At 67.6% G+C, this 20,712-nt stretch carries 20 protein-coding genes; 12 read left to right on the top strand and 8 right to left on the bottom strand.

What is annotated here, in order from left to right:
- Positions 1-141: 141 nt before the first annotated feature.
- On the bottom strand, positions 142-429 hold the full coding sequence (locus AC2IR1_RS19435) for a DUF1467 family protein (RefSeq protein ID WP_486473628.1): 288 nt from the start codon (positions 427-429) through the stop codon (positions 142-144).
- Positions 429-833 (bottom strand): methylmalonyl-CoA epimerase, encoded by a 405-nt coding sequence (gene mce, locus AC2IR1_RS19430; RefSeq protein ID WP_486473627.1) that lies wholly within the window; start codon positions 831-833, stop codon positions 429-431. The genes AC2IR1_RS19435 and mce overlap by 1 nt, the downstream gene beginning before the upstream one ends.
- Before the next feature lie 181 nt (positions 834-1,014).
- On the opposite strand from mce, the gene AC2IR1_RS19425 reads away from it, so the two are divergent.
- Positions 1,015-1,722, top strand: a complete 708-nt coding sequence (locus AC2IR1_RS19425) for a response regulator (protein ID WP_486473626.1) — start codon at positions 1,015-1,017, stop codon at positions 1,720-1,722.
- Between the two features lie 896 nt (positions 1,723-2,618).
- On the opposite strand, the gene AC2IR1_RS19420 is transcribed toward AC2IR1_RS19425, so the two are convergent.
- The 4 genes from AC2IR1_RS19420 to AC2IR1_RS19405 form a co-directional block, all read right to left on the bottom strand.
- Positions 2,619-3,236 (bottom strand): NAD(P)H-dependent oxidoreductase, encoded by a 618-nt coding sequence (locus AC2IR1_RS19420; RefSeq protein WP_486473625.1) that lies wholly within the window; start codon positions 3,234-3,236, stop codon positions 2,619-2,621.
- Positions 3,237-3,444: 208 nt separating this feature from the next.
- Positions 3,445-3,996, bottom strand: coding sequence for a 2OG-Fe(II) oxygenase (locus AC2IR1_RS19415; protein ID WP_486473624.1), 552 nt, complete (start codon positions 3,994-3,996; stop codon positions 3,445-3,447).
- A gap of 123 nt (positions 3,997-4,119) precedes the next feature.
- On the bottom strand, positions 4,120-4,470 hold the full coding sequence (locus AC2IR1_RS19410) for a ScoMcrA-related endonuclease (protein WP_486473623.1): 351 nt from the start codon (positions 4,468-4,470) through the stop codon (positions 4,120-4,122).
- 133 nt (positions 4,471-4,603) lie between these two features.
- Positions 4,604-6,262, bottom strand: a complete 1,659-nt coding sequence (locus AC2IR1_RS19405; protein WP_486473622.1) for an NAD+ synthase — start codon at positions 6,260-6,262, stop codon at positions 4,604-4,606.
- A gap of 203 nt (positions 6,263-6,465) precedes the next feature.
- Here AC2IR1_RS19405 and AC2IR1_RS19400 point away from each other — a divergent pair, with 203 nt between their 5' ends.
- From AC2IR1_RS19400 to AC2IR1_RS19385, 4 genes are all read left to right on the top strand, one after another.
- Positions 6,466-7,965, top strand: a complete 1,500-nt coding sequence (locus AC2IR1_RS19400) for an MORN repeat-containing protein (RefSeq protein ID WP_486473621.1) — start codon at positions 6,466-6,468, stop codon at positions 7,963-7,965.
- A gap of 23 nt (positions 7,966-7,988) precedes the next feature.
- Positions 7,989-8,696, top strand: coding sequence for a dienelactone hydrolase family protein (locus AC2IR1_RS19395; RefSeq protein WP_486473620.1), 708 nt, complete (start codon positions 7,989-7,991; stop codon positions 8,694-8,696).
- A 157-nt stretch (positions 8,697-8,853) separates the two neighbouring features.
- Positions 8,854-9,654, top strand: a complete 801-nt coding sequence (locus tag AC2IR1_RS19390) for a hypothetical protein (RefSeq protein ID WP_486473619.1) — start codon at positions 8,854-8,856, stop codon at positions 9,652-9,654.
- 132 nt (positions 9,655-9,786) lie between these two features.
- Complete coding sequence (locus AC2IR1_RS19385; protein WP_486473618.1) at positions 9,787-10,320, top strand: hypothetical protein; 534 nt, start codon at positions 9,787-9,789, stop codon at positions 10,318-10,320.
- Between the two features lie 97 nt (positions 10,321-10,417).
- On the opposite strand, the gene AC2IR1_RS19380 is transcribed toward AC2IR1_RS19385, so the two are convergent.
- Complete coding sequence (locus tag AC2IR1_RS19380; protein WP_486473617.1) at positions 10,418-11,158, bottom strand: YebC/PmpR family DNA-binding transcriptional regulator; 741 nt, start codon at positions 11,156-11,158, stop codon at positions 10,418-10,420.
- Between the two features lie 257 nt (positions 11,159-11,415).
- Between AC2IR1_RS19380 and AC2IR1_RS19375 the strand changes: the two genes are divergently transcribed.
- The 6 genes from AC2IR1_RS19375 to AC2IR1_RS19350 all read left to right on the top strand — a co-directional run bounded on the left by AC2IR1_RS19375 (position 11,416) and on the right by AC2IR1_RS19350 (position 17,646).
- Complete coding sequence (locus tag AC2IR1_RS19375; RefSeq protein ID WP_486473616.1) at positions 11,416-12,042, top strand: MarC family protein; 627 nt, start codon at positions 11,416-11,418, stop codon at positions 12,040-12,042.
- A 171-nt stretch (positions 12,043-12,213) separates the two neighbouring features.
- Complete coding sequence (locus AC2IR1_RS19370) at positions 12,214-12,978, top strand: hypothetical protein (protein ID WP_486473615.1); 765 nt, start codon at positions 12,214-12,216, stop codon at positions 12,976-12,978.
- Between the two features lie 168 nt (positions 12,979-13,146).
- On the top strand, positions 13,147-14,919 hold the full coding sequence (locus tag AC2IR1_RS19365; RefSeq protein ID WP_486473614.1) for an SLC13 family permease: 1,773 nt from the start codon (positions 13,147-13,149) through the stop codon (positions 14,917-14,919).
- Positions 14,920-15,074: 155 nt separating this feature from the next.
- Complete coding sequence (locus tag AC2IR1_RS19360; protein ID WP_486473613.1) at positions 15,075-15,332, top strand: DUF6455 family protein; 258 nt, start codon at positions 15,075-15,077, stop codon at positions 15,330-15,332.
- 92 nt (positions 15,333-15,424) lie between these two features.
- Positions 15,425-15,676, top strand: coding sequence for a DUF6455 family protein (locus AC2IR1_RS19355; protein WP_486473612.1), 252 nt, complete (start codon positions 15,425-15,427; stop codon positions 15,674-15,676).
- A gap of 398 nt (positions 15,677-16,074) precedes the next feature.
- Positions 16,075-17,646: a cryptochrome/photolyase family protein gene (locus AC2IR1_RS19350; RefSeq protein WP_486476438.1), complete on the top strand. Its 1,572-nt coding sequence runs from the start codon at positions 16,075-16,077 to the stop codon at positions 17,644-17,646.
- A gap of 273 nt (positions 17,647-17,919) precedes the next feature.
- Here the strand turns inward: AC2IR1_RS19350 and rimO are convergent, their stop codons facing one another.
- Positions 17,920-19,326, bottom strand: coding sequence for a 30S ribosomal protein S12 methylthiotransferase RimO (rimO, locus tag AC2IR1_RS19345; protein ID WP_486476437.1), 1,407 nt, complete (start codon positions 19,324-19,326; stop codon positions 17,920-17,922).
- 169 nt (positions 19,327-19,495) lie between these two features.
- On the opposite strand from rimO, the gene AC2IR1_RS19340 reads away from it, so the two are divergent.
- The gene (locus tag AC2IR1_RS19340; protein WP_486473611.1) at positions 19,496-20,671 is read left to right on the top strand and encodes a mechanosensitive ion channel family protein; all 1,176 of its coding nucleotides are present in this window, start codon (positions 19,496-19,498) and stop codon (positions 20,669-20,671) included.
- Positions 20,672-20,712: the final 41 nt, after the last annotated feature.

The following is a 20,712-nucleotide window of genomic DNA, read 5'->3' as shown; positions in this document are numbered from 1 at the left end:
CCCTGTTCATTTGCTGGCGTCAAATATCCCCGCCGGAGGCAATGGCCCGCAGGGCCATGTCCCGTGCCGGTCGTTCAACCGGCGCGCCGCCGGGGCGCCGGGCCACCGGCGGGGATGGTACAGACTCGAAAGGGGCGGCTGTCAGGAGGACGTGGAGGCAGGCGGCGCCATGCGGCCGAACCAGTCGAGGTCCTGGACGGAGATCCAGCCGGACAGGATGATCCCCGCGATCACCGCGAAAAGCACCGTGGCGATGCCGGTGGTGATCAGCGCCTTGGCCTTCAGGTGATGTTCCGCCAGGCTGCCGGACTGCGTGCCGGGCAGGACATCGCCCACGTCTGCCTGGGTCTTCAGCTTCAGCGGTGCGATGCAGAGCAGGGTCATGCACCAGATCACCGTGTAGAGAACGATGGCGGAGGTGATGCCCATCAGACCTGCTCCAGCTCCACCAGGCAGCCGTTGAAATCCTTGGGATGCAGGAAGAGCACCGGCTTGCCGTGGGCCCCGATCTTCGGCTCTCCGGTCCCCAGGACGCGGGCGCCCGAGGCCTTCAGCTGATCCCGGGCCGCCAGGATATCCTCGACCTCGTAGCAGATGTGGTGGATGCCGCCTGCGGGGTTCTTGTCCAGGAAGCCCTGGATCGGGGAGTTCTCGCCCAGCGGGTAGAGCAGTTCGATCTTGGTGTTGGGCAGGGTGATGAAGACCACGGTGACGCCGTGATCGGGTTCGTCCTGCGGTGCGCCGACCTGGGCGCCCAGCGTGCTGCGGTATTGCTCCGCCGCGGCTTCCAGATCCGGGACGGCGATGGCGACGTGGTTCAGGCGGCCGATCATGGGGGACTCCTCTTCCTCTGCCGGGACTATCGCCCGCGGGATGGCCCCCGCGCAAGGGGCGCGGCGTCGCAGCGGAGGGGGCGCTGCGACCTGGGGCCGTGCGGCGGGATTAACGTGGCGTTCATCCTCCTGCGCCTAGCGTGGGGCAGGCCCGAACGGCCCCTTGACCCAGGAAAATGCCATGGAACCCCTTGATACCTTCGCTTCGCCGACTGCCAGCCGCCCGATGCTCGGGCTGACGATCCTGGTGGTCGAGGACAGTCTTTACGCGTCGGAGGCGCTTCGGCTGTTGTGTCTTCGGTCCGGCGCCCGCATCCGGCGTGCGGATTGCCTGCGATCGGCGCGGCGCCACCTGCAGGTCTACAGGCCCTCGGTGGCGGTGGTCGACCTTGGCCTGCCCGATGGCTCCGGTGCGGAGCTGATCCGGGAGCTGACCCGGGGCGGGCCGAAGCTGGGCGTCGTGGCGGCGATGTCGGGGGATCCGGGGGCTGAACAGGCCGCGATGGAGGCCGGGGCGCAGCTTTTCTTCGAGAAGCCGATGACCAGCCTGGCCCTGTTCCAGCGAGAGATCCTGGCGCTGATGCCGCCGGAATACCGCCTTTCGGGCCCGCGCCCCGTCACCACCGACGAGATCGAGCCGGATCCGGTGGCCTACAAGGATGACATGGCCCATGCGGCGGAGCTGCTGCAGGAGGGCGCGGATGACGAGATGCTGGCCTACCTCGGCCAGTTCCTGCGCGGCGTGGCCCATTGCGCCGGGGATGGCCCGCTGGAAGCGGCGGCAGCGGCACTGGAACGGCGCCGCGCCGCGCGGGAGCCGTTGCGCAGCACCCTGGCGCAGCTTGCCGGGCTGTTGCAGGAAAGGGTCGGGCAGCGTCTGGCGATCTGAACATGGCGCCGCGCGAGGATGGTGCCGGAAGGGGCTGTGGGGCGTGCCCCGGCCTGAAGGTGCGGCATGTGGAGGCCGGTGGATAGAGGACCAGGCCAACCCTCAGGCCAACGGCGGGTCAAGCCTGTGCATACCCCGCGCCAACCCTGTGCCAACCTTGCTAACCCTGTGCCAACCCCGGGCCAACCTTGCAAGCCTTGGGCCAACCCCGGGCCGACACCGCCAGGGAGAGCCGCGGGTCGGCGCCGGGGGCGCATCGGGGGAGCGATGCGCGGGGCCTTCGGGCGCGAGAGGTGCGCCCGGCACAGGCCGGGCGTGGGCCCGGGCCTGTATGGGGTGTGCCGGTGGACGCCGGCGATCAGGGGGCAGACGGCCCCGGCGCCCCGGAGGGAAGGGCGCGGGTCGGGGTTTGCCTCAAGAAGGCCGGAAGGGCCATCAGAGACCTGGCCAAGGGCCAGGTTTCACCGTCGCGGACCGTGCCGGACCCATTTGTGATCCGGTCGCTGTCCGGGCTGGGCGAAACTGGTTCGCCTGACCCGTTGGAGAAGACGCCGCCGCCAAGGTGGCGCCGGACGTGGGGCCGTGCTTCGATCCGTCCCCCGACCGGCGCCAGGATTTGCCCGGCGCGTGTGGGGGATCTGGAGCAGCGGCGGATCACCTGCCGGGGACCGACCCGCTTCAGTGGCCCATGATCAGGACGCACGGGCCGGGGGGAGCGCAGCAGGCTGCCCCGACCAGTTGGCCGGGGAAGCCATTGCCGAGAAACCTGTCCCGAGACACCTGCGTGAGCGGGTCCGCCGGGGCAGGGGGGGGGCGGGACCTGCGGGGGGGATCAGTCTGCCCCGTATCGGGCGGTGCTGATCTGTTTCCGCACGTCCCCGGCCCGATTTCCCGTATCAGGCTGCGGCGGCTGCCGCGTTGGCGCCGATCAGCTTGGCCGTGACTTCGACCAGGCGGGTGGACTGGTGCGCGACGGCGGCCTTGCCAGCCTCGTCGAACTTGCCCGCGATGGCGGAGTAGCCGTAGGGGTTACCGCCAGCCGCCGGGACCGCATCGGAGGTGAAGCCCGGAGCCACGACAATGGCGCCCCAGTGCATCGCGGTCGGGTAGAAGCCAAGGATCGTGTTCTCCATCCCGGCGTGGTTGTTGCCGGTGGAAGTGGAGGCGGTCACCGTCTTGTTGGCCAGGCCGCCGGACGCCCAGACACCGCCCAGGGTGTCGATGAAGGCGCGGAACTGCGACGGCGCACCGCCGAAGCGGGTCGGGAAGGAGAAGAAGAAGCCATCGGCCCATTCCATGTCCGCCGGGGTGGCGACGGGGATGTCGGCGGTGGCTTCCTGATGTGCCTTCCAGGCCTCCTGGGTGTCGATCACGGCCTGGGGCGCGGTTTCGGCGACCTTCAGCAGACGGACTTCGGCACCGGCTTCCTTGGCCGCGCGGGCGGCTTCGACGGCGACGGCGTGGTTGGTGCCGTAGGTCGAGTAGTAGACGATTGCGATTTTGGGCGCGGACATTGCGAGCTCCTGCGTTGCGAAAACTGAGTTGTGTTTTGCAACTAAAATAGTCCCGCGGCCGGGAGGACAGAATGCCATTCGATGCGCTACTGGATGTGCGTGGATGCACGGATGTCGGCGAAGGCGCGCCAAAGGGAGCGCGTCCGAACGCAGGTCACGCGAATGTTGGTGAATGACGCAAGGGGCAGGTGTCCTGTCCTGCGGAGGGTCAGCGGAAGGGCGTGCCGTGGGCCCAGACGGTGAGGGAGAAGCGTTCCCCTTCGGTGACCGGCAGGACACGGTGCAGCGCGAAGGAGGGGAAGAGCACGGCGGTTCCGGGGGCCAGCGGCGCAGTGGCGAGGTTGGTGTTCATCCAGACCTCCAGCGTGCCGCCGGCATAGGCACCGGGTTCGGACAGCTGCGTGACAAGGGTCAACTTGCGACGGGCGGCCAGGCGGCCTTCGCCGATATCGGAATGCCAGGTGAAGTGACCTTCGCGTTCGGCCCCGTAACGGGCGATCTGCGGCGATTCGGAGAAGTCGGCGAGGTCGAAGTCGAAGACTTCGCGGTTGGCGATGCGCACCAGGTCGATCAGCCGGTCCATCACCCAGTCGGTATCCGTCACCTCGTCCAGCCAGACGAGATCGGCGCGGCGCAGGTTGTGTTCGGTCGTGGCCCGCACGAGACCGGCATCGCGGGAGGGCGCGGCCCGGGCGATTTCGGTCAGCTGGGCGCATTCGGCGGGAGAGAAGGCATCGGGGATGGCGTGAAAGGCAAGCATGGTGGACCCATCGAAAAGGTAGCGCGTGCTAGCGCGCCGGGGTCCTGTATTCTGCGCTGTTCGCGACCGCACGCATGTCGTTTTTGCGCGATGAACCGTCGGTCAGGGGTCGGGGTGTTCGACTTATTCTTCGCGGCAGGGCGTGGTGTCGGCGTGGGGGCCAGGGGTGTCTTCGCTGATCTCGAAGCCGCAGCGGGTCAGCGCGCGCAGCACCCGGTCGACCTTGACCGGCGTTCCTTCGACCTGGGCGATGCCCGCGCAGAGTTGCGCGGCGAGATAGCCGGTGGCCTTGGCCGGGTAGGGGCGCCCTTCGAAGATCAGGATCGCGTTGGCCTGACGCCTGCGGCCTGTGCGGTCCCGCAGCCAGGCCTCTCCGTAGTGGTCGATCAAGTCGATGGCATCCAGCACGTCCTGCCGGGTGAACCGGGCGAAGGCGCGGGAGAGGGGATCGCGGGTGTGCTGGGTCGTGGGCATGGGACAGGGGTAAGGGGCGCGCGCGCCTTTGGACAGGCAAAAGGATCAGCCTGGCGCCGCGCCCCTGCCCGTTGGGCGGCGTCCGCCCCCGCACCGGGCAGGGGCGCGCGCCCGGTGGGGGCAAAGTGGCGGTTCAGCTGGGGTCGCGCCAGCGATTGACGATGGGATAGCGCCGGTCGAGCCAGAAGGCGGCCTGCGTCAGACGGGCGCCCGGGGCGGCCTGGAAGCGCTTGTATTCGGACAGGTAGAGCAGGCGTTCGACCTTCTTCACGTCGTCGCGGTCGTAGCCTTCGGCCACGCAGTCCGCGACGGAGCGTTCGTCATCCACCAGCATGGTCAGGATCCCGTCGAGCACCGGGTAGTCGGGCAGCGAGTCGCTGTCCTTCTGATCCGGGCGCAGTTCGGCCGAGGGCGGCTTGGTGATGATGCGGTCGGGGATGACCTCCCCCGCGTTGCCCATCATCCAGTCGCGATGGTTGGCGTTGCGCCAGCGGCAGGTCTCGAAGACGCGGGTCTTGTAGAGATCCTTGATCGGATTGTAGCCGCCGGACATGTCGCCGTAGATCGTGGCGTAGCCGACCGCGACCTCGGACTTGTTGCCGGTGGTCAGCAGCATCGACCCGAACTTGTTCGACAGCGCCATCAGCAGCAGGCCGCGCAGGCGGGACTGGATGTTTTCCTCGGTGATGTCCGGGGTGGTGCCTTCGAAGAGCGGCGCCAGTGCCTCGGTCACGGCGGCGCGGGGGCCGGAGATGGGCACGTAGTCGTAGGCGCAGCCGAGCGCGTTGGCGCAGGCCTCCGCATCCTCCAGGCTGTGCTGGGAGGTGTATTCGGAGGGCAGCATGACGCAGCGCACGTTGTCAGGGCCCAGGGCATCGGCGGCGATGGTGGCGACCAGCGCCGAATCGATGCCGCCCGACATGCCGAGCAGGACACGGCGGAAGCCGGTCTTGCCGCAGTAGTCGCGCAGGGATTCGACCATGCAGCGGTAATCCTGCTCCCATTCATCGGGCATGTGGGCCTTTTCGCCGGCGGTGATCCGCCAGCCGTCGGGGCCGCGTTCCAGGGTGATCATCTGCTGTGCCTCGTCGAAGACGGGCATCTGGAAGGCCAGTTCGCCCCCGGGGTTCAGCCCGAAGGAGCCGCCGTCGAAGACCTGGTCATCCTGGCCGCCCACGAGGTTGAGGTAGATCAGCGGCAGCCCGGTTTCGACCACCCGGCCGACCATGTGGTTGAAGCGGATGTCCATCTTGTGCCGCGCATAGGGGGAGCCGTTGGGCACCACCAGGAACTCCGCCCCGGTTTCGGCCAGGGTCTCGGAGACTTCGGGGTGCCAGGCATCTTCGCAGACGGGGAAACCGACGCGGGCATTGCCCACGGCGATGGGACCGCCCAGCGGGCCGCTGTCGTAAAGGCGCACCTCGTCGAAGACGGTGTCATTGGGCAGGTTGTGCTTCAACGCGCGGGAAATCACGCGGCCGCCGCGCAGCAGGTGATAGGCGTTGTAAAGCTCGGTCCCTTCGACATGGGGCCCGCCGATCATCAGCGAGGGGCCTTTGGCGCAGCGCAGCGCCAGGGCGTCGATCGCGGCGATGGCATCCAGGTAGAAGGCCGGTTTGCGGATCAGGTCCTGGGTCTGGTAGCCGGTGATGAACATCTCCGGCAGGCAGACGAGGTCGGCGCCCGCGTCGCGACCCGCTTCCCAGGCCGCGAAGGCCTTGTCCGCATTGCCTTTCAGATCGCCCACGGTTGCGTTGAGCTGTGCCAGCCAGATCGAGAACCTGTCCGCCATGTCCTGTTTCCCTTGAGCAGTGTGGCCCCTTTCGGGGGTCTTCGCCTGCTTAACGGCCAGACCCGCCGAGGGAAAGACGATTTGGCGAAAGGCGTTGCCCCCCCTGTTCCGGTCGCATAGGTTTTCGCCAGACCAGCAAGGCCGCCGAACGCAGGGTTCGGACCCAGCGACGAAGAAGCGACGCGGCGGTTCAGGGAGTAACCATGAGCAAGGTTCTGAAAAGCTTTCTGGTAGTGGGCAGCCTCGGGCTGGCGGTTGTCGCCAGCGGGGTGACCGCGCAGGATAACCTGGTCCAGACCAAGCAATACGAGGATGGCGGGGTCTACGAGGGCACCTTCAAGGACGGGCTGCAGGACGGCTACGGCACCTACCGCCTGCCCAACGGGTATGAGTACAGCGGCGACTGGGTGGCGGGAGAGATCCGCGGCCAGGGGCGCGCTGTCTTCCCCAACGGCTCCGTCTACGAGGGCGAATTCGCCAAGGGCAAGCCCGAGGGAATCGGGCGCATCACCTTCTCTGACGGGGGCACCTACGAGGGGGAGTGGGCCGACGGCAAGATCACCGGCAAGGGGATCGCCGAATATGCCAATGGCGTGCGCTACGAAGGCAGCTTCCGCAATGCGATGCACGACGGGCGCGGCCGGATGGAGAACCCCGACGGCTATATCTACGATGGCGACTGGGTGAACGGCGTGAAGGAGGGGATCGGCAAGATCACCTATCCCGACGGCACCTCCTACGAAGGCGAGATCAAGGGCGGCAAGCGCCAGGGCACCGGCACGCTGATCATGGCGGACGGGTTGACCTACGAAGGCGACTGGGTCGATGGCCAGATCGAAGGCACGGGCAAGCTGACCCAGCCCAACGGCGACATCTACCAGGGCACGCTGGTGGCCGGGAAGCGCCAGGGCGAGGGGAAGGTCACCTATGCCAACGGCGACGTCTACGAGGGCGGTTTCGCCGAGGATCAGCGCCAGGGCCAGGGCGTCTTCACCGGTGCCGACGGCTATCGCTACGAGGGCCAGTGGGAGGCGGGCAAGATCGCCGGTGAGGGGCGTGTGACCTATCCCGACGGCTCCGTCTACGAAGGCCAGTTCGCCGATGACGTGGCCGACGGCAAGGGCAAGATCACCTATCCCGACGGCGCCACCTATGAAGGCGACTGGTCGCAGGGCGTGATCGAGGGGCAGGGCAAGGCCGTCTTTGCCTCTGGCCTGACCTACGAGGGCGGCTTCAAGGATGCCAAGAACGACGGCTATGGCGTGATGCGCGATGCCGATGGCTTCGTCTACGAAGGCGACTGGGTCGCCGGCCAGCGCGAGGGGCAGGGCAAGGCGACCTATCCCGACGGCATGGTCTACGAGGGTGGCTTCAAGGCGGGCAAGCGCGACGGGACCGGCACGATCACCATGCCCGACGGTTTCACCTACGAAGGTGACTGGAAAGAGGGCGAGATGACCGGCAAGGGCGTCGCGACCTATACCAACGGCGATGTCTACGAAGGCGATTTCGTCGAGGGCCGGCGCCATGGCCAGGGCACGCTGACCTATGCCTCCGGCGAGGTCCTGTCGGGCCAGTGGGTCAACGGCGTTCTTGAGGACGGCACTGCGGCCACCGGGGACGATGCAGCGGAGCCGGAGAGCGACTCTGGTGCTGACGCCGCTGCCACGGATGAAACGAGCGAAGAGGCCCCAGGCCAGTGAGGAAACCGCGTGAGGAGACCGCGATGAGCCGGTCTGGCAGGGCCTTCGCCTATCGCGGCGGTGCGGTGGAGAGCCTGGGCTACCTGGCGATGCCGGAGGGCGAGGCACCCTGTGCGGGGGTGCTGATCGCCCCGGCCTTTGGCGGGCTGTCCGATTTCGAACGTGATGCCGCGGACCGGCTGGCGGGGCTGGGCTATGCCGCGCTGGCGGCGGATTACTACGGCGGCGGCGCCCGGGCGCGTGATGGCGCCGAGGCCGGGCGCTGGATGGCCGCGCTGATGGCCGACCGGCCGGAGTTCGCGCGACGGATGCAGGATGCGCTGGCGGCGCTGGGCGGCCTGGCACGGGTGGAGGAAGACCGCCTTGGGGCCATGGGATTTTGCCTGGGGGGCAAGGGGGTTCTGGACCTGGCGCGCTCGGGCGCCGAGTTCCGCGCGGGCGTGCCGATCCATGGCATCTTCGACGCACCACCTGCCGGGTCGCGCAAGATGCAGGCCGCGCTTCTGGTGATGCATGGCTGGGACGATCCGCTGGCCCCGCCCGAGGCCGCCGTCGCCCTTGCGGCCGAGCTGACCGCGCATTGCGATGACTGGCAGATCCATGCCTTCGGCCATACCGGCCATGCCTTTACCAACCCGGCCGCGAATGCCGCCGGAATGCGGTATTCCGAAACTGCCGCGCGCTGGGCCTGGGCCGGGCTGGAAGCCTTCTTTGCCGAGAAGCTGGCCTGAGGGCGCGCATGGCTGATTGGCTGGCGGGATGGTTGGCGCCGCTCGCCCTGCGGGCCTCGCCCCGCCCGCCATCCCGCACCCATTGGCCCGGGACTCCGGGCCGCGATGACAGCCCATTTCATTTGATCCGCCGGGACATGCTTTCTACGCTTGCCGCATGTCTTGTCGTCTTCCCAGCCGTATCCCTTTCCATCCGGCCCTGATCCCGGTCCTCCTGGCCTGCCTGCTGTCCTGGGCGGGTGGTCCCGCAGCCGCGACAGAGGTGCGGTTGCGCAACCTCTGCCGGGAACCGGTTCACGCGGTGGCGGCGGAGGGCGCCTATCACGGGCCGTTCCGGGGCGGGGACTTCGTGCGGATCGAACCGGGAGAGACCGGCCTTCTGATCGACGCCCGCCGGCGCGACCTTCGGGTCGCGGTTCTGGCGCGCAGCGGAACCTGGTCCGAACCCGGGGTCACCCTGGAACAGCCGCGCAGCCCGCTGCGCAGCCCGGCGGGCCGGGTGATCCTGCCCGCCGTCGCCCTGCGGCTGAGCCCCGGAACCGGGCCGCAGACCATCGACCTTCCCTGCGAAGGGGGCGGCGGGGCGACCCGGATCCGGGTGATCAACACTTGCCACCGGCCCTTCCTCGTTTCGGTCCTGCCGGAGGGCAGCCGCAATCCGCCGAGCTACTGGCAAGAGATCAAGCCGGGCGCGCTGATGGACCTGGGCGCAACGGAGCGGGGCGGCTTCTACCTTTATGCCGAAACCGGACCCTATCTCCACGGGGGGCAGATGGCCCAGGTGGTGATCCAGGGAGAGGTAGACGCCAGCATCGCCAGGTCGCGGCGCAACTGGAAGGATGTGACCCTCGACTCCCGGGTCCTGCGCATGCGCCTGTTCGATCTTGCCCGGGGGGATGGCAGGACCCTGCCCGATGCGCCCGCGACCGTGCTTGACTGTCCCGCACCGGACCGCTGACCAGCAGCCCGGCCTGCGCCCCGGCGGCGCGACCTTGACCTGTGCCTGGCCTTCGCTAACTTGGGTCCTTTAACCCGCAGCCGGTCGTTTTGATCGGCATTTCAGTCAGTTCGCGTTTTCAGGATGCATTTCATGATCTCTTCCCCGCGGCTCCCGTCCGGAGCCTCCCGCCCGTCGTTCAACAACCTGTTCCGGGGGCGCGCCCTGCGTCCCGTGCGGACCGCCCTGACCCTGGGGGTGATCCTGGGCCTTCCCCTTGGCGCCTGCGTGACCGTCGGGCCCCAGACAAACCGCATGACCTGGCTGGATGACGGAACGCTGATCATCTACCTCGAGCCGAACGACGTGCAGTGCTACAACGGCGAATGCTTCGACTTCGATCTGGAGCGCGGCGTGGCCTGGGGCGAGGATCCGGAGCAGACCGTGCCGATCCCGGAGGACCTGGACCTGAGCGCCCCCTACGTCCTCTTCAGCAAGTTCTCTCGGCTGCTGTCGGCGGTCAAACGCAATGACCGCCTGCAGGCCGATCTGCGCAGGGAGGACGAGGAGCGGTCGGAAAGTTCCGACAGCGGTAGTGACGGGGGCAGTGACGGGGGCAGCGACGGGGGAGGCGGCGGCGGGACCGATGGAGGGACCGATGGCGGCGGCACGGATGCGCCTACCTGATCCCCTGATCCTGAGCCCCTGAGTACGTGGAAAGCAAAACCGCCCCGCAGGCTGGCTGCGGGGCGGTTTCATGTCCTTTGGTGTGGAGCGGGCCCGATCAGAGCTGTTCCATCACCTCGTCGGAGGCTTCGAAGTTGGCCGTCACGCGCTGGACGTCGTCGTCGTCTTCCAGCGCGTCGATCAGCTTCATCAGCTTCTGCATGTTTTCCAGGTCCATGTCGGTCGTGGTCGTCGGCTTCCAGATCAGCTTGGTCGACTCGCTTTCGCCCAGCTGTTCTTCCAGCGCTGCGGCCACGGCGGCCAGGTCGGTGTCCTCGCAGTAGATCACGTGACCTTCTTCGGAGCTTTCGACATCTTCCGCGCCGGCCTCGATGGCGGCCATCATGACGTCATCGGCATCGCCCACGGAGGCGGGGAAGACGACCTCGCCCTTGCGGTCGAACATGAAGCCGACGGAGCCGGTTTCGCCCAGGTTGCCACCGTTCTTGGAGAAGGTGGAGCGCACGTTGGACGCGGTGCGGTTGCGGTTGTCGGTCATTGCCTCGACGATGATCGCCACGCCGTTGGGGCCGTAGCCCTCGTAGCGGATCTCCTCGTAGTCGTCACCTTCACCGGCCTGGGATTTCTTGATGGCGCGGTCGATCACGTCCTTGGGGACGGAGTTCGACTTCGCTTCCTTCACTGCCAGGCGCAGGCGGGGGTTCTTGTCCGGATCCGGGTCGCCCATCTTGGCGGCCACGGTGATTTCCTTGGACAGTTTCGAAAAGAGCTTCGAACGGGCCGCGTCCTGGCGTCCCTTGCGATGCTGGATGTTCGCCCATTTAGAGTGGCCGGCCATCGGTGCCTCCGGTCTCGGTCGTTGCGTATGTCTGAATTCGCGCCTCTATACGCGAGAGCAGTACCTGCCTGCAAGGTGCCTGCGCCGCTTCGCGCGGGACATGCGCGGGCGTGGGGTGATGCGGGCAGGGCGCAGCTGTGCGGCGGGTGGCGGGCAGGGGTTGTTCCGCCTGCCCGACGGGCCACATAGAGAGAAGTGCGCCCGGCCTGCCGGGGGTGCCTTCCCCACCCGCATCCAGCCCCCGGAGTGCCGCCTGCATGACAGACGACCTGTTCGAACAATTCGTGACCCTCTGGGTGGTGATCGACCCGATCGGGACCATCCCGGTTTTCGTGGCGGTCACGGCGGGGATGGCCGCAGCCGCCCGGCGCAGGGCGGCGGTCCAGGCCTCTCTCGGGGCGGCGGGGGTGCTGTTGTTCTTCCTGGTCTTCGGGCAGTTCCTGACCGATGCCCTGGGCATCAGCCTGCCGGCCTTCCAGATCGCGGGGGGCATGATCCTGTTCCTCTTCGCGCTGACCATGATCTTCGGCCAGGGCGACCGCTCGGATCAGCTGGCGGATGGGCACAACCCGGCGATCTATCCGCTGGCGGTGCCCTCGCTCGCATCGCCGGGGGCGATGCTGGCCATCGTGCTTCTGACCGACAACAACCGCTTTTCCGTGCCAGAACAGGCGGTGACGGCCGCGGTCATGCTGTCGGTCCTGCTTTGCGCCTTCTTGTGCATGCTGGCGGCGGGGCCGATCCTGCGGGTGATCAGACAGGGCGGCGCCGCCATCGTGGGGCGGGTCATGGGGATGGTGCTGGCCGCGGTGGCCACCGACAACGTGATCGAGGCGATCTTCCAGATCGTGCGCGAAGGGCCGGGGGCGTCAGGGGCGATGTAGGCCATCGCGGTGCGGCCTGGTCCCTGCTGCGGCGGAATGGGGCAGTTCGGGGGCCTGTGGGGCGATGCGGGCCGGCTTGACGGGAAAGCGGCTTGCGCGGTCCTGCACAGTTCGCTTTGCTTGGGCATATCCCTGATCATTATCCCCAATCCCTTTCCTGTCGGAGTTGAGATGACCGCCCGTTCTTTCGCCCCCGGATCCATTCGCAGCTTGCCGGGCATGATGGCCCGCCGAACCACCGCCCGCAGACTGGCTTTTCGACTGGCCTGCCTTGCCCTGGGTCTGCTCGTGCTGATCGCGGGGGCGGGTAAGGGGCGGGCGGCCAGTGACCTCTATTTCACTAACGATTGTACCGACCCGATCCGTATCGCGTTGATCTACAGCGATCTTGACGGTGGCTATGTCACCCCGCGCTATCATGCGGCCAATCCGGGTGAGCGGATCGGCCCCTTCACCACCAATGGCGATGATTACTACTTCTACGCCTATGATCAGGGGCGCACCTGGTCCGCGGACAGCATGGCGCTGGCGCCTGGGGGCGAACACGATCTGCCCTATATCCATCGCTCGATCAGTGAGCAGGGGCCCACCGCCCGTGTGATCTGTGATAGCGCGGGCGAGCTTCGGTTCCGGGGCCGCCTGTTCAGCAACTGCGACGACAACATCAACGTGGCCTGGTTCTTCCGCGGGGCCGGTGGCGCCTGGGAGAAAGTCGCCTGGGAACTTCTGCCGCCGGGCGGGGCCTTGCTGGGGCCGATGGCCGCGGATGCAGAAATCTACTATTACGCCCGCACCACCAACCCCATTTCGGGTGGCAAGCCCAGGACCTGGGGCGGCGACGACCTGAGGGTCCGGGTTGAGGGGCGGCACAGCTACAAGTTTGCCCGCTTCTATCCCTGGGACCTGTCGAAACCGGGGGTATTGCTGTCCTGCTGATGGCCACCCATCCCGGGGAAACCGCAAGGGCATGACGCGCGTCGGCGCGCCCAAGTCGCCGGGCGATGGCCGGACCCTGGGCGGAGGATGAGCGGATCCGAGCCCGTGCGGGTGGGGTGCGGGTGAGGTCGCGCGTGACCTGAGGCGCGGGCGCGCTATTGTCGCTTCATGACCACCGACCAGATGATCCTCTTCGGCCTGTTCTTCGCCGTCTTCGCCCTGCTCCTGTGGGGGCGCTTCCGCTATGACCTCGTGGCCTTCGGCGCGCTGATGGCCGGCGTCGCGACCGGCGTTGTCCCCTACGAGGAGGCCTTCAGCGGCTTCGGGCACGAGGCCACGATCATCGTGGCGCTGGTGCTGGTGGTCTCTGCCGGGCTGGTCCGGTCGGGGGCGGTCTACCTTATCACGCGGACGCTGGTGGATGCCTCTCGCGGGTTGGGGGCGCATATCGCGCTGATGGGGGGCATTGGCGGTGTGCTTTCGGCTTTCATGAACAACGTGGCGGCGCTGGCCCTGCTGATGCCGGTGGACATCCAGACCGCCAAGAAGGCGGGCCGGGCGCCGGGGCTGTCGCTGATGCCGCTCAGCTTCGCGACGATCCTGGGCGGCATGGCGACGCTGATCGGCACGCCCCCCAACATCATCATCGCCGCGATCCGCGCGGACAGCCTTGGCGAAAGCTTCGCCATGTTCGATTTCGCCCCGGTGGGTGGGCTGACGGCGCTGGCCGGGCTGGCCTTCGTCGCGCTTGTCGGCTGGCGACTGATCCCGCAGCCCGAAGGCGGCCCCCTGTCGGAAGCGGAGCTGGCGCAATACGTGGCCGAGCTGACGGTGCCCGAGGGCAGCAAGTGGATCGGCCGCCGCCTGGGAGAGACCTACGCCGAGGCGGAGAAATGCGACGTCGCCGTCTTGGGCCTGATCCGGGACGGGCAACGGCTTTACGGGCAGTCCCGCAACGTGGCGCTGCGCGAGGGCGACGCGCTGGTGCTGGAAGCGGTGCCGGAGGCGCTGGACGAGTTTCGCAGCGCGCTGAACCTGTCGTTCTCCGACAAGGAGCGGGAGGAGAAGCTGCAGGCAGAGGGCGCGGGCCTGGATATCCTTGAGGTCGTGGTGCCCCGCGATGCACGCATCGTCGGCAAGACGGCGCAGGCCGTCGGGGTCAGCTGGCGGCACCGGGCCGTGCTGATGGGGATCTCGCGTCAGGGGCGGCGGATCACCCAGCGTGTGCGCCGCACGCCGATCCAGCCCGGCGACCTGTTGCTGCTGCTGGTGCCCAAGGACACCGGCGGCACCGTGGCCGATTACCTGGGGGCGTTGACCCTGGCCGATCGCGGCCTGGCGGTGACGCAGAATTCCAAGACCTGGGCCGCCATAGGCCTGTTCGCCGCCGCCGTGGCCGCAGCCAGCTTCGGCCTGCTGCACCTGCCGATCGCCCTTGGCTTCGTCGTCATCGCCTACCTGCTGCTGAAGATAGTGCCCCTGCAGGAGCTTTACGATCACATCGAATGGCCGGTGGTGGTCCTGCTGGGGTCGATGATCCCGCTGGGATCCGCGTTGGAAAGTTCCGGCGGAACCGAGCTGATCGCCAACGCCCTCGTGGAACTGACGGACGGCTGGCCGGCCTGGGCCGTGCTGACCGCGTTGATGGTGGTGACGATGACCCTGTCGGATGTGCTCAACAACACCGCCACCGCCATCGTCGCCGCGCCCATCGGCATTTCCATGGCGGCCAGTTTCGGCGTCTCCCCCGATCCGTTCCTGATGGCGGTGGCCGTTGCGGCCTCCTCGGCCTTCCTCACGCCCATCGGTCACAAGAACAACACCCTGATCCTGGGCCCCGGCGGCTACAGCTTTGGCGACTACTGGCGCATGGGCCTGCCGCTGGAGATTCTGGTGGTGGCCGTTTCGATCCCGCTGATCCTGCTGTTCTGGCCTCTGTGACACCCGGGCCGGGTCGGGGGTGATCTCCCTAAATATGATTGTCAATGTCAACTTGATCGAGATCAAGGAGACTCGGCGAAGGTGAGTCTAAACCTCCCCCCATACCCGGGGAACACCGGGACGGAATGAAAGGGTGACCTGAAGGAGACAGCGCGATGAAACCGATGGGCGACCAGAGGGAACATTACTGGCTGGTGCAGCGGATGGCGAAAACGCTGGGCTGCGACACGGCGCGGGCCATGGAAGATGGCCGGCTCGATGCCTCCGAATGGTCCGACATGGTGACCCGCTGCCGCGGCTGCCAGGTGACCTGCGCCTGCAAGCTCTGGCTGAACCGGGCCGAACTGGAGGAGGCGCCCCGCGCCGAGGCCATCGAAGGCTGCGAGAACGCGCTGGTCTTCGCCACGATGTGAACGACGGCGACCGCCCCGATGGCGGCCGGGAACGAAAGGATAGGGCAGGCGGCGGAATGACCCCGCCACGGTACCGCCCAAGGAGACGCGAGATGGGATTTTTCACGAAACTCGACAAGCACATGGACCTGATGGGTGGCATGGCCAAACGGGTCGGCATCGACCTGTCCGAGGAAATGACGAATGAAAGCGTGGCCGCGGGCTATCGCGGCGCGGTCCTGCGCTGCGCCACCTGCCGCGAAGCGGGCGCCTGCGCCCAGTGGCAGGAAGAGCATGCCCATGCGGATCATACGCCGAACTACTGCCGCAACGCCGGCTGGTTCGAAGCCCTGGCGGAGAAATAATCCGCCGCAAAGGAATTCCGGCGGCTGACGCCGGAGGGTGGGGCGCGCTTCGGCACGCCGAAGACGACCCGGGGTAGATGGGCAAGCTCAATCGCCAGCCCGCGCCCCGACAGACTACAGCAATCCCGATTAGGTGGTTTCTTGGGGAAGGGGCCGCCGAGGGGATAGCCGCGAGAGGAACCGATCAGCTGCCAGCGACGCAGGAGGGCGCGAAGCTGGCAGGGTCATGGCGATCGGAACCCGCGGCACAGGCGCCGGTGCGAGACATGTTCTCGCGCCGGCGCTCACGTTTTCAGGCCCTGTGCGTTCGGGCTTCGCTTGCTTTGGGCCGCTGCGGGAAAGGTACGCCCCTGGCTGACATGGGTGAACCGCAGGGCAGGCTGGTGCGTACTCCCCGCATGACCGTTTCCGACACTGACAATTCCGCCACTGGCCCGCGCCGCCTTGTCCTCGTCCTGGGCGACCAGCTCTGCCACGGGCTTGCCGCCCTGCGGGCCGCGGACCGCGCCCGCGATATCCTCGTCATGGCCGAGGTCGCGGAGGAGACCGGCTATGTGCCGCATCACCCGAAGAAGATCGCCCTGGTCCTGTCGGCCATGCGGCACTTCGCCGAAGAGCTGCGCGCGGAGGGCTGGCAGGTGGCCTACACCCGCCTGGAGGACCCCGACAACGCGGGGTCGATCCCCGGCGAACTGCTGCGCCGGGCACAGGAGGCCGGGACGGACCGCGTGCTTGCCACCGAGCCGGGGGAGTGGCGCCTGATCGACGCGCTGCGGGATCTGCCGCTGCGGCTGGAGATGCTGGAAGATGACCGGTTCCTTGCCTCCCACGCCCGGTTCGAAACCTGGGCCGAGGGGCGCAAGGCCCTGCGGATGGAGTATTTCTACCGCGAGATGCGGCGGGAAACGGGCTACCTGATGGAGGGAGACCAGCCCGCGGGCGGCGCCTGGAACTTCGATGCGGCGAACCGTGAACCGCCGCCCCGGGGCGGGCCCGACCTTTTCCGAGCAGAGCCGATGCATTTCACCCCTGACGGGACAACACGCGAGGTGCTGGCCCTGGTCTGGGATCGCTTCGGCGACAATTTCGGTGACCTGGAGCCCTTCGACCTGCCGGTCACCCGGGCCCAGGCCCGCCAGGCGCTGGCGCATTTCATCCGCAGCCGCCTGCCGGATTTCGGCCGCTACCAGGACGCGATGCTGACCGATGATCCCTACCTGAACCATGCGCTGATCTCCCCCGCGCTGAACCTGGGGTTGCTGACCTGGCAGGAGGTCTGCGATGCCGTGCAGGCCGCCTGGGAGGCGGGAAAGGTGCCGCTGAATTCGGCCGAGGGGTTCATCCGCCAGGTGATCGGCTGGCGCGAATACGTGCGCGGCATCTACTTCCTGGAGGGGCGGGATTACACCGGGCGGAACGTGCTGGGCCATGACAGGGCGCTGCCCCCGCTTTACTGGGGCGCGCCGACGAAGATGGCCTGCCTCTCTGCCGCCGTGGGCCAGACACGGCAGCTGGGCTATGCCCACCACATCCAGCGGCTGATGGTGACGGGCAACTTCGCCCTGCTGGCCGGGGTGGACCCGGCCGAGGTGCACGACTGGTATCTTTCGGTCTATGTCGATGCCTTCGAATGGGTCGAGGCGCCCAATACCCTCGGTATGAGCCAGTTTGCCGACGGCGGCGTCATCGCGTCGAAACCCTATGTCTCCAGCGCCAACTACATCGCGAAGATGTCGGACTACTGCCGGGGCTGCGACTATTCCGCCACCACCAAGACGGGGCAGGGGGCCTGTCCCTTCAACCTGCTCTACTGGGATTTCCTGCTGCGCCACCGGGAGAGGTTCGAGGGCAACCACCGCATGGGCCGGATCTATGCCAGCTGGGATCGGATGGACCCGAAGAAGCGGGAGACCATCCTGTCGGAGGCGGGTCGCTTCCTGGAGCGGATGGAGGCGGGGGAAACGGTTTAGGGGGAAGCCGGTTCTGGGGGGGAGGGGGCGCTGCCCCCTCTTGAGCCTGCGGCTCAATTCACCCCCGGAGTATTTTCGGCGGGTTGAAGCAGCAGGTCGGTGCCAGCGCGGCGGCGTCGCACCGGAGGTCGCAAGGCGTCACGCGCCTTTTGCTTACGTAGGCCGCGAAGGAGGCGCGGCAGGCTGCCGCTTGCCGGCGAAACAGGCTAGTCGGGGGAGACGGATGGGACGCAGGGCCCCTGGCCCGTGTGACTGGCTCGTGTGACTGGCCCGTCAGCCCCGCAGGCGCTTGCCCCAGAGGTCGTATTCGGAGGCCTCGTCGACCTCCACCATCACCAGGTCGCCGGGCTTCAGATCCTCGAAGTCCTCGTCGATGAAGAGGTTGCCGTCGATCTCGGGCGCATCGGCCCAGCTGCGACAGGTGGCGCCGTCGGCATCGACCTCGTCGACGATGACCTGAAGCGTCTTGCCGACCTTGGCTTCCAGCTTGGCCTCAGAAATGGCCTGGGCCTTTGCCATGAAGCGTTCCCAGCGGTCCTGCTTGACCGCATCGGGCACGTGGTCGGGCAGGTCGTTCGACCGGGCGCCCTCGACGTTTTCGTACTGGAAGCAGCCGACGCGATCGAGCTGCGCTTCGTCCATCCAGTCGAGCAGGTACTGGAATTCCTCCTCCGTCTCGCCGGGGTAGCCGACGATGAAGGTCGACCGCAGGGTGATGTCGGGGCAGGCCGCGCGCCAGGCCGCGATCTCGTCCAGGGTCCTGGCACTGGCGGCAGGCCGGGCCATGCGCTTCAACACGTCCGGGTGGGCATGCTGGAAGGGGATGTCCAGGTAGGGCAGGAGGCCGCTTTCGGGATCGGCCATCAGCGGGATCAGGTCGCGCACATGCGGGTAGGGGTAGACGTAGTGCAGGCGTACCCAGGCGCCGAGCTTGCCCATTTCCCGCGCCAGGTCGGTGATGTGGGAGCGAACCTCGCCGTCCTTCCAGGGGTGGCTGTCATGCTTGCGGTCCACTCCGTAGGCAGAGGTGTCCTGGCTGATGACCAGCAGTTCCTTCACCCCGGCCTCGACCAGCTTCTCCGCTTCGCGCAGCACGGCATGCGCGGGGCGAGAGGCCAGCCGGCCGCGCATGTCGGGGATGATGCAGAACTTGCACTTGTGGTTACAGCCCTCGGAAATCTTCAGGTAGCTGTAGTGGCGCGGCGTGAGGGAGACCCCCGTCGCCGGCAGCAGGTCCACGAAGGGATCGGGCGCGGGCGGCACCGCGGCATGCACGGCATCCAGGACCTGTTCGTACTGGTGCGGGCCGGTGACGGCCAGGACCTTGGGGTGCACGCCGGTGATATACTCGGGCTCCGCGCCCAGGCAGCCGGTGACGATCACGCGGCCGTTTTCCTTCAGCGCCTCTCCGATCGCCTCCAGGCTTTCCGCCTTGGCGCTGTCCAGGAAGCCGCAGGTGTTCACGATCACCGCATCGGCGCCGGTGTAATCGGGGCTGATCGCATAGCCTTCGGCGCGCAACCGGGTCAGGATCCGTTCACTGTCCACCAGCGCCTTGGGGCAGCCGAGGGAGACCATGCCGAGAGAGGGCTGATCATCGCGGCGGCGCGTGGCGCCGAAGTCGGGCGCGGGGGCCAGGTCGGGGCGCAGGTTCGGCGGGTTGAGCGGGCTCTGGGACATGAAGACACCTGTGGCGGGCAGAAGGGCAACGGGGCCAAGCGTCAGCCCATAGAGCAAAGGGCATTTCGGCACAAGTCCGGCGGGCTGGCGGGCATTTCTGGTCATGCCGCAGCGCAGCACTAGCTGTTGGGCCATCGCAAGAGATCGAAACAGCCGGGCAGGAGGGCCCATGGATCTGGAAAATGTCCTGACCGAAGTGCAGCAGGAAGTCCCGCCGTCGATCTGGCCCTGGTTCATCGTGATCCTGGGGACCCTGGTTGCCCTGGGGCTGCACACGATGCTGTGGCGCGCGGTCGAACGGGTTTCGCGCGGGCATTCGGGGCTGGCGGTGCGGATCGTGCGGCGCCTGCGCAAGCCGACGCGGCTGATCGTGCTGGTGGGGGCGGCCTCCGTCCTGCTGGAAGCCGCGACGCTGCCCTCCGTCTGGCGCGACGGGCTGCAGCATGCGGCGCTGGTGATGCTGGTGATCCTGCTGGGTTGGATGATCATCATCGCCATGGATGTCTGGGCGGAGCGTTTCACCCGCAAGCTGCAGGCGGTCAGCGATGCTGATGCGGCGGGGCGCAAGCAGGTGACGCAGGTGCGCGTGCTGCAGCGGCTGTCGCGGCTGGTCGTCATCCTGCTGACCACCGGCGCGGTACTGGCCACCTTCGAGGCGGTGCGCAATTTCGGTGTTTCGATGCTGGCCTCTGCCGGGGCGGCGGGCCTGGTCCTGGGTCTTGCCGCGCGGCCCCTGCTGGCCAACCTGATCGCCGGTATCCAGATCGCCCTGACCCAGCCGATCAAGCTGGAGGATGTCGTCATCGTCGAAGGCGAATGGGGCTGGGTGGAGGAGATCGCGGCGACCTATGTCGTCGTGCGCATCTGGGACCTGCGCCGCCTGGTGGTGCCGCTGAGCTACTTCATCGAGAAACCCTTCCAGAACTGGACGCGCGACACGACCTCGATCATCGGGCAGGTCACCTGGTACCTGGACTGGACCGCCCCGGTCCACGAGATGCGGGACCAGATGACGAAGATCCTGGGGCGGTCGAAGCTGTGGGATGGCAACGTTAACGTCCTGCAGGTGATCGAGACGGACGAGAAGGTGATCCACATTCGCGGCCTGGTCAGCGCGCGCAATTCTCCGCAGGCCTGGGACCTGCGCTGCGAGCTGCGGGAGGCCATGGTGGAATGGCTGCAACGGGAACACCCCTCGGCCCTGCCACGGCTGCGCGGAGAGATGGTGGAAGGCGCAGCCCCGCGCCCCCGGCAGGATTGGCGCGTGCGCAATCCGGTGGGCTCCGGCGTGCCCGAAGACGCGGTACCGGAAAGCGAGGGCGGGCGCGGGCATACCGTGGAATAGGCCGCGGAACTGGCCGGAAGGCGGCCGCGCCGTCGGTTTCG

This window comes from Pseudooceanicola sp. NS-SX8, assembly GCF_057380755.1.
This window is presented reverse-complemented; position numbering and strand designations above follow the sequence as displayed.